14 protein-coding genes are annotated in these 13,557 nt (G+C 71.5%); 8 read left to right on the top strand and 6 right to left on the bottom strand.

Features of this window, described 5'->3' with window-relative positions; all coding sequences use genetic code 11:
• The first annotated feature begins 4 nt into the window (after positions 1 to 4).
• Positions 5 to 247: a ferredoxin gene (locus tag ABIA38_RS05410; protein WP_424637249.1), complete on the top strand. Its 243-nt coding sequence runs from the start codon at positions 5 to 7 to the stop codon at positions 245 to 247.
• A 120-nt stretch (positions 248 to 367) separates the two neighbouring features.
• Here the strand turns inward: ABIA38_RS05410 and ABIA38_RS05405 are convergent, their stop codons facing one another.
• Positions 368 to 778: a Fur family transcriptional regulator gene (locus ABIA38_RS05405; RefSeq protein WP_424637248.1), complete on the bottom strand. Its 411-nt coding sequence runs from the start codon at positions 776 to 778 to the stop codon at positions 368 to 370.
• Positions 779 to 1,227: 449 nt separating this feature from the next.
• Here ABIA38_RS05405 and katG point away from each other — a divergent pair, with 449 nt between their 5' ends.
• On the top strand, positions 1,228 to 3,462 hold the full coding sequence (gene katG, locus ABIA38_RS05400) for a catalase/peroxidase HPI (RefSeq protein ID WP_424637247.1): 2,235 nt from the start codon (positions 1,228 to 1,230) through the stop codon (positions 3,460 to 3,462).
• 58 nt (positions 3,463 to 3,520) lie between these two features.
• Here the strand turns inward: katG and ABIA38_RS05395 are convergent, their stop codons facing one another.
• Entirely contained in the window at positions 3,521 to 4,132 is a 612-nt protein-coding gene (locus ABIA38_RS05395) for a TetR/AcrR family transcriptional regulator (RefSeq protein WP_424637246.1), read from the bottom strand.
• A 132-nt stretch (positions 4,133 to 4,264) separates the two neighbouring features.
• On the opposite strand from ABIA38_RS05395, the gene ABIA38_RS05390 reads away from it, so the two are divergent.
• Together ABIA38_RS05390 and ABIA38_RS05385 are read left to right on the top strand one after the other, a co-directional pair.
• Positions 4,265 to 4,675: an organic hydroperoxide resistance protein gene (locus ABIA38_RS05390; protein WP_424637245.1), complete on the top strand. Its 411-nt coding sequence runs from the start codon at positions 4,265 to 4,267 to the stop codon at positions 4,673 to 4,675.
• A gap of 108 nt (positions 4,676 to 4,783) precedes the next feature.
• On the top strand, positions 4,784 to 5,176 hold the full coding sequence (locus ABIA38_RS05385; protein WP_424637244.1) for a helix-turn-helix domain-containing protein: 393 nt from the start codon (positions 4,784 to 4,786) through the stop codon (positions 5,174 to 5,176).
• A gap of 45 nt (positions 5,177 to 5,221) precedes the next feature.
• On the opposite strand, the gene ABIA38_RS05380 is transcribed toward ABIA38_RS05385, so the two are convergent.
• From ABIA38_RS05380 to ABIA38_RS05365, 4 genes are all read right to left on the bottom strand, one after another.
• Positions 5,222 to 5,809 carry a ClpP family protease gene (locus ABIA38_RS05380; protein ID WP_424637243.1) on the bottom strand — a complete coding sequence of 196 codons (588 nt, stop codon included), beginning with the start codon at positions 5,807 to 5,809 and terminating at the stop codon, positions 5,222 to 5,224.
• Complete coding sequence (locus ABIA38_RS05375) at positions 5,806 to 6,435, bottom strand: ClpP family protease (protein WP_424637242.1); 630 nt, start codon at positions 6,433 to 6,435, stop codon at positions 5,806 to 5,808. Before ABIA38_RS05375 ends, ABIA38_RS05380 begins: the two co-directional genes overlap by 4 nt.
• 343 nt (positions 6,436 to 6,778) lie before the next feature.
• Positions 6,779 to 8,707, bottom strand: coding sequence for a sensor histidine kinase (locus tag ABIA38_RS05370; protein ID WP_424637241.1), 1,929 nt, complete (start codon positions 8,705 to 8,707; stop codon positions 6,779 to 6,781).
• Entirely contained in the window at positions 8,697 to 9,425 is a 729-nt protein-coding gene (locus ABIA38_RS05365) for a response regulator transcription factor (RefSeq protein WP_424637240.1), read from the bottom strand. Before ABIA38_RS05365 ends, ABIA38_RS05370 begins: the two co-directional genes overlap by 11 nt.
• Positions 9,426 to 9,547: 122 nt before the next feature.
• Between ABIA38_RS05365 and ABIA38_RS05360 the strand changes: the two genes are divergently transcribed.
• From ABIA38_RS05360 to ABIA38_RS05345, 4 genes are read left to right on the top strand one after another with little or no spacing between them, the layout of a single operon-like run.
• Positions 9,548 to 10,174, top strand: coding sequence for a hypothetical protein (locus tag ABIA38_RS05360; RefSeq protein WP_424637239.1), 627 nt, complete (start codon positions 9,548 to 9,550; stop codon positions 10,172 to 10,174).
• Positions 10,161 to 11,465 carry a hypothetical protein gene (locus tag ABIA38_RS05355; protein ID WP_424637238.1) on the top strand — a complete coding sequence of 435 codons (1,305 nt, stop codon included), beginning with the start codon at positions 10,161 to 10,163 and terminating at the stop codon, positions 11,463 to 11,465. Before ABIA38_RS05360 ends, ABIA38_RS05355 begins: the two co-directional genes overlap by 14 nt.
• Positions 11,462 to 12,184 (top strand): ABC transporter ATP-binding protein, encoded by a 723-nt coding sequence (locus ABIA38_RS05350; protein ID WP_424637237.1) that lies wholly within the window; start codon positions 11,462 to 11,464, stop codon positions 12,182 to 12,184. Before ABIA38_RS05355 ends, ABIA38_RS05350 begins: the two co-directional genes overlap by 4 nt.
• Positions 12,181 to 13,419 carry an ABC transporter permease gene (locus ABIA38_RS05345; protein WP_424637236.1) on the top strand — a complete coding sequence of 413 codons (1,239 nt, stop codon included), beginning with the start codon at positions 12,181 to 12,183 and terminating at the stop codon, positions 13,417 to 13,419. The genes ABIA38_RS05350 and ABIA38_RS05345 overlap by 4 nt, the downstream gene beginning before the upstream one ends.
• Positions 13,420 to 13,557: the final 138 nt, after the last annotated feature.

The following is a 13,557-nucleotide window of genomic DNA, read 5'->3' as shown; positions in this document are numbered from 1 at the left end:
CGCCGTGCCCACCCCGCCACGGCCCGAACAGCCCGACCCCCCGGGCCACTTCCACGTCGACCGCACCCTGTGCATCGGGTCCGGGATCTGCGCCGCCACCGCCCCCGCACACTTCACCCGGGACCCCGACGGCCGGGCCCGATCACGCCCCGACGCGCCGCCGCCCACCCCCGAGGCCGAGGACGCGGCGTCCCTGTGCCCGATGGAGGCCATCGCCTTCCACCCGACCCGGCCACCCGCCACCTGACGCCGATCGCGGTGCTCGAACGCCGTTCGAGCACCCGCCCCCCCGGCGAGCCGCCCCGCCACGACATCGGCCGCCCGGCCGAAACCGCGTCACCCGCCTTGCCGCAGCCGGTCGAAGGCCCTACGCGCAGGCCGGGCACAACCCCCGATACGTGACCTCGACCGCCGATACCGTGAAGCCGAAGCGCTGCTCCGCCGGCAGGTCGGTGAGCGGATCGCCGGTGGGGTGCACGTCGCGGACGGTGCCGCACGAGGAGCACACCAGGTGCTGGTGCGGGTGGTGCGCGTTGGGGTCGTAGCGCTTGGCCCGGCCGTCGGTGGACACCTCCGCGACCTCGCCGAGCGCGACCAGCTCGCCCAGCGCGTTGTAGACCGTGGCCCGGGAGATCTCGGGCAGCCGCCGGGCGGCCCGCGCGTGTACCTCGTCGGCGGTGAGATGTACGTGGTCTCCGTCGAGGACCTCCGCGACGACACGCCGCTGGGAAGTCATCCGCCAGCCGCGCGCACGCAGTCGCTCCAGCAGGTCGCTCATGTCGGTTCACCTATTCAGGTTCGATGGAGTGCCCGAAGTTTACCGGTGGACGTCCGGGTTCCGGTTGGACATGGGCTTGGCGCACATCTTGACTTGGACTCTGTCCATCGTAGGATCGGTTCCGGGGATAGCCAAGAGGCGGCAAGGGTCCGGAATGCTCCACTACGGCGGGAGACGCACACGTGACGGGATCACCGTCGTGGACCGGCGCGGTGCCGGCCCGTGCGTGAACACCGCCCGTGTCGCGCCGTATGTGACCATACGTGAGCGTATGATCGCGAAGAGGCGTCGTGTCGCCACCGACGCGCCCATACGATCGGCGAGGCTCTGGGTAGCCGACTGGCTGCTCTGTGTGCCCGATCGCCTACCCGACCGCCCATGCCCAGCTCGGCTCCACCCCCAGATCCGCTCCCGAAGCACCGTGATCCGCCTGGTCCGGAAGGATTCCCATGTCTGAGAACAATGACGCCATCGTCGTGGACGCCAAAACGGAGGGCGGGAGCGGCGGCTGCCCGGTCGCGCACGGGCGCGCCCCGCATCCGACCCAGGGCGGCGGCAACGCCCAGTGGTGGCCGGAGCGGCTCAACCTGAAGATCCTCGCCAAGAATCCCGCCGTGGCCAACCCCCTCGGCGCGGACTTCGACTACGCCCGGGCGTTCAACGGCCTCGACCTCGCCGCCGTCAAGCAGGACATCGCCGAGGTGCTGACCACCTCGCAGGACTGGTGGCCGGCCGACTTCGGCCACTACGGCCCGCTGATGATCCGGATGGCCTGGCACAGCGCCGGCACCTACCGGATCAGCGACGGCCGCGGCGGTGCCGGCGCCGGGCAGCAGCGCTTCGCCCCGCTCAACAGCTGGCCGGACAACGTCAGCCTGGACAAGGCCCGCCGGCTGCTGTGGCCGGTCAAGAAGAAGTACGGCAGCAGCCTGTCCTGGGCCGACCTGCTGATCCTCACCGGCAATGTGGCCCTGGAGTCGATGGGCTTCGAGACCTTCGGCTTCGGCGGCGGTCGCGTCGACGAGTGGGAGTCGGACGAGGACGTCTACTGGGGCCCGGAGACCACCTGGCTCGGCGACGAGCGCTACACCGGCGACCGGGAGCTGGAAGAGCCCCTGGGCGCGGTCCAGATGGGCCTGATCTACGTCAACCCCGAGGGCCCGAACGGCAATCCGGACCCGCTGGCCGCGGCCCGCGACATCCGGGAGACGTTCCGCCGGATGGCGATGAACGACGAGGAGACCGTGGCGCTGATCGTGGGCGGCCACACCTTCGGCAAGACGCACGGCGCGGGCCCGGCGGACAGCGTCGGTCCCGACCCCGAGGCCGCGCCGCTGGAGCAGCAGGGCCTGGGCTGGAAGAACTCGTTCGGCACCGGCAAGGGCGCCGACGCGATCACCAGCGGCCTGGAAGGCATCTGGACGAACACCCCCACCCAGTGGGACAACAGCTTCCTGGAGATCCTGTTCGGCCACGAGTGGGAGCTGTTCCAGAGCCCGGCCGGCGCGCACCAGTGGCGGCCGAAGAACGGCGGCGGCGCGGGCACCGTCCCCGACGCGCACGACCCGGCCAAGACGCACCAGCCGACGATGCTCACCACCGACCTGTCGTTGCGGGTCGACCCGGCCTACGAGCCGATCTCGCGGCGCTTCCTGGCCAACCCCGACGAACTCAAGGACGCCTTCGCCCGCGCGTGGTTCAAGCTGACCCACCGCGACATGGGCCCGGTCGTGCGCTACCTCGGCCCGGAGGTCCCCACCGAGGCGCTGCTTTGGCAGGACCCGCTGCCCGCGGTGACCCACCCGCTCGTCGGCGCCGAGGACGTCGCTGCCCTCAAGGCGCGGATCCTGGCCGCCGACCTGTCGGTGTCCCAGCTGGTGAGCACCGCGTGGGCCGCGGCCGCCTCGTTCCGCGGCAGCGACAAGCGCGGCGGCGCCAACGGCGCGCGGATCCGCCTCCAGCCGCAGAACGGGTGGGAGGTCAACGAGCCCGACGAGCTGGCGAGCGTACTGCGCACCCTGGAGGGCATCCGGGAGGGCTTCAACGCCGGCCGCACCGACGACGTCCGGATCTCGCTCGCCGACCTGATCGTGCTGGCCGGTTCCGCGGCGGTCGAACAGGCCGCCAAGGACGCCGGGTTCGCGGTCGAGGTGCCGTTCACCCCGGGCCGGGCGGACGCGACCCAGGAGCAGACCGACGTCGAGTCGTTCAGCGCCCTCGAGCCGGCCGCCGACGGCTTCCGCAACTTCCTGGGCAAGGGCAACCGGCTGCCGGCCGAATACCTGCTGATCGACCGGGCCAACCTGCTCGACCTCAGCGCCCCGGAGACCACCGTCCTGGTCGGCGGCCTTCGGGTGCTGGGCGCCAACCACGGCCAGTCCCCGCTCGGCGTGTTCACCACCACCCCGGGCACGCTGACCAACGACTTCTTCGTCAACCTGCTCGACCTGGGCACGACGTGGACGCCGACCTCCGAGGACGCGAGCAGCTTCGAGGGCCGCGACAGCGCCACCGGCGAGCTCAAGTGGACCGGCAGCCGGGTCGACCTGGTCTTCGGGTCCAACTCCGAACTGCGCGCCCTGGCCGAGGTCTACGCGAGCGACGACGCGAAGGAGAAGTTCGCGGCCGACTTCGTCGCCGCGTGGACCAAGGTGATGAACCTGGACCGCTTCGACGTCGCCTGACCGACCACCGCGTCGTCGTCCGGGCCGGCCCAAGCGGGGCGGCCCGGACGACGGCGCGCTATCCGGCGGCGGCGTCGCCGGGCAGCGCGCCGCCGAGCACCCGCTCCAGCGCGTCACGAACGGCCCGCCGTACCGTCTCCGCGTCGTCCAGATCGCAGCCGACCGCCAGCCCGTCGCGCAGCAACATCAGCACGTCCGCCGTCGCCGAGGCCCGAGCGTCCCCCGCGGCGGCCAGCAGCTCGGTCAGCATCGCCCGGAACCAGGCGCGATGTTCGAGCACCGCCCGGCGCACCGGATGGGCCGGATCCGGGAATTCGGCGGCGGCGTTGATGAACGCGCACCCGCGGAAGCCGTCCGCCCGGCCGAGTTCACCCATCAGCTCGAACAGCCGCGACAACACCTCGCGCGGCGAAGCTCCCGCCGACTCGGCCGTCAACGCCGCGACCGCAGCGCGCTGCGACCGGTATTCCCGGTCCAGATACGCCCGGACCAGCTCGTCCTTGGCGGGGAAGTGGCTGTAGAACGTCGCCTTCGCCACCCCGGCCTCGGCGATGATCCGGTCGACCCCCACGGCATGGATGCCCTCGGCGTAGAAGAGGGTGCCCGCGGTGTCCAGGACACGGCGGCGAGCCGGACTCTCGCGACGGCGGTCGGAATCTGTCGTACTCACGCCCTTGACGTTAGCAGACAGATCTGTCTACATTCGATCCTGTCGGCCAGACAGAAAGATCTGTCTACTTCGGAAAGCTCCAGAAAGCTCCGGAAAACTCCGGAAGACCCCTCGACAACCAGGGATGAACCCATGAGCCTGTACACCGCGATCGCCACCTCCGCCGGCCGAGACGCACGGGCGGTGAGCTCCGACGGCCAACTCGACGTCAAGCTCGGCATGCAGCGCGAACTCGGCGGCGACGGCATCGGCACCAACCCCGAGCAACTCTTCGCCGCCGGATACGCGGCCTGCTTCGCCAGCGCGATGCAACTCGTGGCCAAGCGCGAGAAGTTGGACGCCGCCGACGCCTCCGTCACCGCCGAGGTGTCGCTGAACCCCAACGGCGAAGGCGGCTTCGGCCTCGGCGTGATCCTGCGCATCGAACTCCCCGAACACCTGACCCCGACCCAGGCCCACACCTTGGTCGAGGCCACCCACCAGGTCTGCCCCTACTCCAACGCGACCCGAGGCAACATCGCGGTCGAACTCGTCATCGAGTAGATCGAGTAGGCCGCCGCCGAACCGCCGCCCACCCGCCGCCGATTTCGCCGGCGGCGGACAACGGGCGACCGACGCCGAATCGACCGGGGCCGCGTCCTACCATGAACCATGGCAGAGACCTCGACACCGCTCCCGCCCCAAGCCGACGACACCCGGCACCGCGTCCCCGCCCCCGGGCCGCGCCGACCGGCCGCCCCCGCCACGCCGAGGCGCGAGCCGCTGTGGCGGCACGTGCTCGGCGAGCAGCTGCGAACCCTTCGCCACGAACGCGGCGAAACACTCGTCGAGACGGCCGGCCGGGCCGGCGTGTCGCCGCAATACCTCTCCGAGGTGGAGCGCGGCATCAAAGAACCCTCCAGCGAGATGATCGCGGCGGTCGGGGGTGCCCTCGGCGCGAGCCTGGTCGACCTGACCATCGCGGTCAGCGAAACCCTCAAGAGCGCGCAGCCGGCGGCCGGTTCGACCACGGCCTCGCGCACCGCGTACGCCCTGGCGGCGTAGCCACCCGATGCCGACGGGAAGCGGGGGCGCGCCGGTCGCGGCGCGTCACCGCTCCTCGAGCACGACGTCCACCAGCCCGTACTCCTTCGCTCCCGCCGCGGTGAACACCCGATCGTGATCGGTGTCCGCCCGCAACGTCTGCGTACTGCGACCGGTGTGCCGGGACAGGATCGTCTCGATGTCCGCCCGCACCCGCACCACCTCGTCGGCCTGCAGAATCAGGTCCGGAATCGCGCCGCGCCCCTGCGCGGCGGGCTGATGCAGTACCACGCGGGCGTGGGGGAGCGCGGCGCGCTTGCCCGGCGCACCGGCGGCGAGCAATACCGCGCCCACCGCCACGGCCTGCCCCACACACGTGGTGGCGATCTCCGACCGGATGTAGCGCATCGTGTCGTACACCGCGAGCATCGCGCTGGGGTCGCCGCCCTCGCAGTTGATGTAGAGCTGGATCTCCTGCTCGTGGTTGTCCGCCTCCAGGAACAACAACTGCGCCACGAGCGCGTTGGCCACGCCCGCGTCGATGGCCGTGCCCAGATAGATGACCCGCTCCGCGAGCAGGTGCGAATACACATCCATGATGCGTTCGCCCCGGTGGTCGCGGGTGGTGACGTTCGGAATCGTGTACGTACTCATGCTGCGCCTCCCCGGAAACCGGCGGTCCGGGCGGTGTGCCGGGAACCGCGCGGTGCGATCTCCTCGAACTCCTGCACGATCACGTCGACGAAGCCGTAATCGAGCGCCTCCTGCGCGGTGTACCAGCGGTCGTGCAATGAATCCTCGAAGATGCGCTCGACCGGCTGCCCGGTGTCCTGCGCGATCAGCCCGAGCACCGTGTCCCGCGTATGCCGCAGATCGTTGGCCTGCAACTCGATGTCCACGGCCGTCCCGGCGATCCCGGCGGAACCCTGGTGCATCAACACCCGGGCGTGCGGCATCGCCCGACGCTTGCCCGGGGTTCCGGCGGAGAGCAGGAACTGGCCCGCGCTGTACGCGATGCCGAGCACCAGAGTGGACACGTCGCACGGCACCACCCGCATCACGTCGCGGATCGCCAACATCGCCGGCACCGAACCACCGGGCGAGTGGATCCACAACGCGATATCCGCGGCCGGGTCCTCCGCCGCCAGGGTCAGCAGTTGGGTGGTGAGCAGGGCGCCGTTGTCGTCGTCCAACGGACCGTCGAGCAGCAGGACGCGCCGCGAGTACAGGTCCTGCCGGGTGCGTTCGGGGAAAAACTTGGCTGTGCTGTCATCGCTCATGCCCCCACCCTGATCCGCCGCACCCGGCCCCACCAAGCAAATCCGCCTGCGGCAGATCCGCCCACAGCAGATCCCCACCACCCGCCACCTGCCAGCCGCCCGCCGAACCCGGATCCGTCCCCGACCGAACCCCCGGCCACCGGCCCGCGTCGCCCACCGGCGCCGGTCGGGCGCCCACCCGGCAGGTGTCCGCCGAACCCGGATCCGCCCGGCCGACTCACCGGCCACGAAAGGGCGTTGTCCAGCGGCGCCGGCCACCCCCATGGTCACCGCCGAACGCGCGCACTCCGCCGGCCGTACCGAAGGCGGACCCGCCTCCGTCACCGGCGCCCGCCGAGCGATCTCACCCCGGCAGCCGTACCCCGAACACCGACCCCACGCCCGGCGTGCTCCGCACCGTCACCGACCCCCCGTGTGCCCGCGCCAACCGATGTACGATCGCCAGCCCCAACCCACTGCCACCCGTGCGCCGGTTGCGCGACTTGTCCGCCCGCCAGAACCGATCGAAAACGTGCGGCAGATCCGCCGCCGCGATGCCGCTCCCGGTGTCCGTCACCTCGAACACCACCTCCGCCCCGTCCCGATACGCGTGCACGAGCACGCTTCCGCCCTCGGCGGTGTGCCGCACCGCGTTGGACACCAGATTGCCCACCATCTGCCGCAGCCGCACCGGATCCGCCGACACCGCCAACTCCGCGTCGCCGCGCACCGCCAACGCGACCCCCGCCGCCACCGCCCGTGCCCGGTGCGCCGCCACCACCTGCTCCGACACCTCGCGCGCCGACACCGACTCCGGCCGCAACCCCAACCGGCCCGCATCCGCCTCGGCGAGGTCCTGGAGATCGTCGATCACATGCTGCAGCAACAACGCCTCCTCCAGGAGCGAGGCCGTCAACGCCCGATCCGGCACCACGACCCCGTCCTCGACCGCCTCCAACCAGCCGCGGATATTGCTCAGCGGCGTACGCAACTCGTGGGCGACATCGCCGACCATCTCCTTGCGCTGCTCCTCCATCCGCAGCCGATGCTCGGACATGTCGTTGAACGCCTCGGCCAGCCGGCCGATCTCGTGCTTGGCCGCCAGATCCACCCGCGCCGAGTCGTCCCCGTCGCGCATCCGCAGCGCCGCGTCGGTCAGCGCGCTCAACGGCCGGATCAGCCGCGCCGCGACCAGCCCGGTGACCGTCGCGGTCAGCAACAGGATCAGCGCCGCGACCCCGGCGATCCGCACCGTGTCGGCCCGGCTCAGGTCGAACGCCGGAGCCGTGGACCCGTCGTGGTCGCCCACGAACAACAACGTCGCCGCCACCACATACGGCGTGAGCTGCTCACGCCGGGCGGTGTCCACACACGCGTCGACGTCGCGCACCGCGAGCGGCGCCGCGTTGCGATCCCAGGTCAGATCCAGCCCCAGCGTGATCGGCGCGATCCGCCTGCGCTCCAGACAGGCCGCGAACATCGTGTTCAACTCGCCCAGCGCCGTCAGCTCGGTCGCGGTCGGCGCGTTCAGCCGCTCCAGGCCGCACGACGCGCCGGCCACGACGGTCGAGGACTGATCGACGCCGGCGCGCGCCAACTGCTCAGCCGCCAAACTCGGATCGCGGCGCGAGACGCCACCGGGAGCCGGAGCCGGACGCGAATCGCGCAGCACCGCAGGGCTCGACGGGATCACCACCGGCCCCGTGCTCTCCCCACCGCCACCGACCCCGCCCGCCACCTTCACGACCGACCGCCCATTCGGCTGCCGCTCGATCTCGACCGCGCGCCCCACCCCGCGCAGACACCCCACCACAGACTCGGCATCCGCACGCGACTGCGCGCTCTCCGCGTCGGTGAGCCGAAACGGCCCCACCGCCTCGGGATCGATCCGGTCGGACCCGGTCGTCGCCACCAAGGCCGCGTCCACCGCGAGCGGATCCACCACCGCCGACGCACGCCGAAACGGCGGCGGCGACGCCGGCCCCGCGTCGGAGTCCGCGATCGGCGCACCCTCGCGCGTGGTCAACGCGATCCGCCGCCCGGTATCGCGCGACAACTGGCGCAAGATCGGCTCGACCCCGTCCCACTGCGGATGCGTCGCCGCAAACGTCGACAACGTCCGATAGATCCGCGTGTCATCGGCCAGCACCCGGCTCTGCCCCTCCCGGATCGCCCCCTCCGTGGTCTGCGCCGCCAGCCACGCGGTCGCCCCCACCGCACCGGCCGCGACCAGAATCGACGAGGCGAGCAACCGCACCAGAAGACTGCGATGCAGCGCGACCCTACGCGCCACCGCGGCGCTCCCCACGCGAACCCGCACCCGGCTCGGCCATCTTGTAGCCGACGCCGAACACCGTCACCAGATACGCCGGCCGCTGCGGATCCGCCTCGATCTTGCGGCGCAGATTCATGATGTGCACATCGACCGTACGCACACTCACATACCGGTCGAACCCCCGTGCCCGATCGAGCAGTTGCTGCCGCGTGTACACCCGCCCCGGCTCGGCGATCAGCGCCTCCAGGATGCGAAACTCGCCCGGCGTACAGTCCACGCCACGCCCCGCCACGGCCACCTCGTGCCGCACCGGGTCCACCGACAACTCGCCCACCCGCAACACCGGATCCGGATCCGGCACCGTTGCCGGCCGCCCGCTGCGCCGCAGCAGCGTGCGCACGCGCGCCATCAGCTCGCGCGGACTGTACGGCTTGGTCAGATAGTCGTCCGCGCCCAGATCCAGGCCGAGCAGCAGATCGTCCTCCGTCGAGCGCGCGGTCAGCATCAGGATCGGCAACTCGCTCTCCCGGCGCAGCACGCGCGTGACATCGAGACCGTCGACGCGCGGCATCATCACATCCAGGACCAGGATGTCGATCCCCTTCGTCCGCGCCGCGTCGATCGCATCCCGACCGTCGTGCACGACGGTGACCACATGGCCCTCGCGCTCCAGGTACAGGCGGACCAACCGGGCCTGCTTCTCATCGTCCTCGGCCACCAACACGTGCGCGCACATGGCGCCGAGCCTAGGCGTCGTGGCCGGATCCGATCGCCGGTGGGCCCGGGTCGTCCCGATTCGGACCCCGTCCTGACCGGGACCTGACAGGTTTCTGACATCCGCGCGGCAGCATCCCGGCCATGCTTCGACTCCACCCTCCGCACCGCCCGACCCACCACTCGCGCACCGCCGCCCGGTCCGCCGCCGGCCTCGTGGCCCTGCTCGTGCTGACCGGGTGCGGCTCCGACGGCGGCGGCGCGAAGTCCGTCGACCAGGTCGCCTCGCTGCCCACCTCCGCCGGCCCGGCCAAGGACCAGCCCGGCGCGCCGCCCGGGACGAGCGCGAACACCGCGTCCGGTACCTCCGGGGTGCCCGCCGGCGGCCGACCGCAGCGCCGCCTGGACACCTCGGCGGAGGAGGAGAAGCGGATGTGGGACACCTACGAGGCGTGCCTGAGCAGCAAGGGCGTCGACATCCGGCAGACCGGCACCGTGGAGGGCGAGATCGCGCGCACCAAGAAGTACGCCCGCGAGTTCAAGGAGTGCGAGGTCAAGATGCCGCTGATGGTGCCGGAGATGGACCCCAAGCAGAACCCGAAGTACGCCGACGACATGCGCGACTGGGTCAAGTGCATGAACGGCAAGGGCATGAAGGTCAAGGTCACGTCCGACGGGTGGACCTTCACGGGCGAGTCGTCGTTGAGCAACGAGCAGCAGCGCAAGGTCGAACAGGACTGCAAGATGGAGGCCTTCGGTGGCAAGCGCTGACGAGGCGGCCCACGACGACGAGGGCGGCACGGTCGAGTTCCATACCGCACCCCCCTCGCGCGCGCGAGTCGGTCGCCGCGTCGCGCTGATCGTCGTCGTGGTGCTGGTCCTCGGCGCGGTCGCGGCGTTTGCCGTCGCCCGCCGGGGCGACGGCTCCGACGCGTCCGCGAAGAAGCCGGCCGGCGTCGCGACGGCCACCGTGACCAGGACCGACCTCTCCGATGCTCGCGACCTGCCGGGCACCCTCGGCTTCGGCACCGAACAGCCGCTCAAGGCCGGCCGCAAGGGCATCGTCACCTGGCTGCCCAAGAGCGGCGACACGATCACCCGCGGCAAACCCCTCTACCGCCTGGACGACCGCCCGGTGGCGCTCTTCTACGGCACCACCCCGATGTTCCGCGCCCTGGGCAAACCCGAAGGCGACGCGACCGACACCACCAGGCAGGACACCGGCAAGCCGGACGGCACCAAAAGGGACCCCAAGGACGCCAAGGATCCCAAGGACGCCAAAGACCCGAAGGACGCCAAGGACCCGAAGGACTCCAAAGACCCCGCCAAACCCCCTCAGGGCCGTGACGTCCGCATGATCGCCGACAATCTCAAGGCCCTCGGCCACGACATCGGCAGCCAACCGGCCGGCGTCCCCACCGGCGAGGCGACCTGGACCCCCGCCCTCTCCGCCGCCGTCAAGAAATGGCAGAAGGCCCTCGGCGCCCCCCAGACCGGATTCCTCGAAGTCGGCGATGTCACCGTCCTGCCCGGCGAGATCCGGATCGGCGCCCTGACCGCCGCCCTCGGCGACGACGGATCCGCCGCCCCGTTGATGACCGCCACCCCCACCGCCAAGGCGATCAGTGTCCCCGTGGCCGCGACCGACATCGGCTCGATCACGGTGGACACCTCCGTGACCGTCGTACTCCCGGACAACACCGAGACCAAGGGCACGGTGTCCGCGATCGGCCGCAGCACCGAACGCAAGGACACCACGATGGGCGGCCTGAACCAGGAGCCCGGCGGCGCCAAGATGACCGTGACGATCACCCTCGACGACCCCACCGCGGTCAAGAACCTCGACGCGGCCGGCGTCCAGGTCCGCTTCGTCACCGAGACCCGAAAGGCGGTGCTGACCGTCCCCGTCGGCGCGCTGGTCGCCCTGCGCGAGGGCGGGTACGCCGTGCAACTGCCCACCGGCCGCCTGCTCGCGGTCAAGACCGGCCTGTTCGTCAAAGGCCTGGTCGAGGTCGAAGGCCCCGGCCTGGAACCGGGCACCCGGGTGGTGACCACGTCATGAGCCCCGTCCTGGAGGTCCTCCACGCGAGCAAGACCTACCCGGGCGGCGTCACCGCCCTCGACGACGTCTCGCTCGCCATCGAACCCGGCGAACTCGTCGCCATCGTCGGCCCGTCCGGCTCCGGCAAATCCACCCTGCTCAACCTGATGGGCACCCTGGACACCCCGACCTCGGGCACCGTGTCGATCCTGGGTCACGACGTCGGCACCCTGTCGGACCGCCGGCTCTCCGCGCTGCGCGGACGCCTGCTCGGCTTCGTGTTCCAACAGTTCCACCTCACCGACGGCCTCACCGCCGCCGAGAACGTCGCCACCGGCCTGCTCTACGCCGGCGTCCCGCGCCGCCGCCGCAAACCCCTCGCCGTGCAGGCCCTCGCCCGGGTCGGCCTGGCCCGCCGGGCCGAACACCGCCCGCACGAACTCTCCGGCGGCGAACGCCAACGGGTGGCCATCGCCCGCGCGTTGGTCAACGCCCCCGCCCTGGTCCTGGCCGACGAGCCCACCGGCGCCCTGGACACCGCCAACGGACACACGATCCTGCACCTGCTCAACGACCTGAACGCCGAAGGCGCCACCATCGCGATCATCACCCACGACCGCGACATCGCCGCGAGCCTGCCGCGCCGCGTGGAGATCCGCGACGGCCGGCTGATCACCGACACCGGCCGGCCCCAACCCCACGACCCCTCCACCCTCACGACCGCCGGGGACCGGCCATGACCCACCGCGCCCATCCCAAGCGGGCAAACCCGACCGACCCGACCCGCCCGGTACGCCTGGCCCCCACCGACATCCTGCGCCTGGGCCTGCTCGGCATCCGCACCCGGCGTATGCGCGCCGCGCTGTCCGCCCTGGGCATCTCGATCGGCATCGCCACGATGATCATCGTCACCGGCATCCCCGCCTCGAGCCAAAAGGCCCTGATGCGAGAACTCTCCGCGCTCGGCACCGACACCCTGCGCGCCGAACCCCAACCGGACCAGAAGCCCCCAGTACTCCTGCCCGAGGCCGCCGACGCCATGGCCGCCCGGATCGGCCCGGTCACCCTCACCAGCGCGGTCGCCAACACCCATGCGGTAGTGCGCCGTTCGGACCGGATCAACCCCGACGACAGCTCGGGCCTGACCGTACTGGCGAGCCGGCCCAACCTCCTCGAAGCCATCCACGCCAAGGTCGGCTCCGGCCGCTTCCTCGACCCGGTCACCGAACGATTCCCCACCGTCGTCCTGGGCCACGAGGCCGGCCGCCGACTCGGCTTCGACACCCTGACCCCGGGCCAGGCCCCACCCCAGGTCGTCATCGGCAACCGCTGGTTCACCGTCGTCGGCATCCTGGAACCGGCCGCACTGGCCCCCGACATCGACCGCGCGGTCCTGGTCGGCTGGGAAAGCGCCCGCGCCAACCTGGCCTTCGACGGCCACCCCACCGTCGTCTACGTCCGCACCGCCGAACCCGCCATCGAGGCCGTCCGCGCCGTGCTGGCCCAAACCGTCAACCCGGCCATGCCCGGCCTGGTCCAGGTCAGCCGCCCCTCCGACGCCCTGGCCGCCAAACGCGCCACCGAGAACACCTTCTCCGCCCTCTTCGTCGGCCTGGCCGGGGTCGCCCTCCTGGTCGGCGGCATCGGCGTCGCCAACACCATGCTGATCAGCGTCCTGGAACGGCGCAAGGAAATCGGCCTACGCCGAGCCCTGGGCGCCAACCGAGCCCAGATCCGCAACCAATTCCTCACCGAATCCATCGCCCTGTCCACCCTCGGCGGCCTGGCCGGCACCACCCTGGGCGCAGCCGCGACAGCCGCCTACGCCTGGTCCCAACACTGGCCGACGGCCATCTCCCCGACCACCATCGCCGCGGCCTTCACCGGCGCGATCCTGATCGGCATGGCCGCCGGCGCCCACCCGGCGATCAAGGCCTCCCACCTGACCCCGACCCAGGCCCTGGCGAGCACATAGCCCCCACATGGCCCCCACGCAGTCCCTGCCCGCCGGCCCACTGTCGACCGAAAGGTCAAACCCACCACGGAACTTGGTCCCCGAGTGCCGGGTAGGATCGACGCCTGTGCCGCCCCGGGCCCGCCGGGGTGTGCGACG

This window comes from Embleya sp. AB8, assembly GCF_049739465.1.
Classification (GTDB): Bacteria; Actinomycetota; Actinomycetes; order Streptomycetales; family Streptomycetaceae; genus Embleya.
This window is presented reverse-complemented; position numbering and strand designations above follow the sequence as displayed.

Excerpts from the sequence above, each read along its gene's own strand:
- ABIA38_RS05390 (WP_424637245.1), top strand. The coding sequence starts at position 4,265 with ATGAGCCTGTACACCGCGATCGCCACCTCCGCCGGCCGAGACGCACGG.
- ABIA38_RS05375 (WP_424637242.1), bottom strand. The coding sequence starts at position 6,435 with ATGAGCGATGACAGCACAGCCAAGTTTTTCCCCGAACGCACCCGGCAG.
- ABIA38_RS05360 (WP_424637239.1), top strand. The coding sequence starts at position 9,548 with ATGCTTCGACTCCACCCTCCGCACCGCCCGACCCACCACTCGCGCACC.
- ABIA38_RS05345 (WP_424637236.1), top strand. The coding sequence starts at position 12,181 with ATGACCCACCGCGCCCATCCCAAGCGGGCAAACCCGACCGACCCGACC.
- ABIA38_RS05350 (WP_424637237.1), top strand. The coding sequence starts at position 11,462 with ATGAGCCCCGTCCTGGAGGTCCTCCACGCGAGCAAGACCTACCCGGGC.
- ABIA38_RS05405 (WP_424637248.1), bottom strand. The coding sequence starts at position 778 with ATGAGCGACCTGCTGGAGCGACTGCGTGCGCGCGGCTGGCGGATGACT.
- ABIA38_RS05365 (WP_424637240.1), bottom strand. The coding sequence starts at position 9,425 with ATGTGCGCGCACGTGTTGGTGGCCGAGGACGATGAGAAGCAGGCCCGG.
- ABIA38_RS05385 (WP_424637244.1), top strand. The coding sequence starts at position 4,784 with ATGGCAGAGACCTCGACACCGCTCCCGCCCCAAGCCGACGACACCCGG.
- katG (WP_424637247.1), top strand. The coding sequence starts at position 1,228 with ATGTCTGAGAACAATGACGCCATCGTCGTGGACGCCAAAACGGAGGGC.
- ABIA38_RS05380 (WP_424637243.1), bottom strand. The coding sequence starts at position 5,809 with ATGAGTACGTACACGATTCCGAACGTCACCACCCGCGACCACCGGGGC.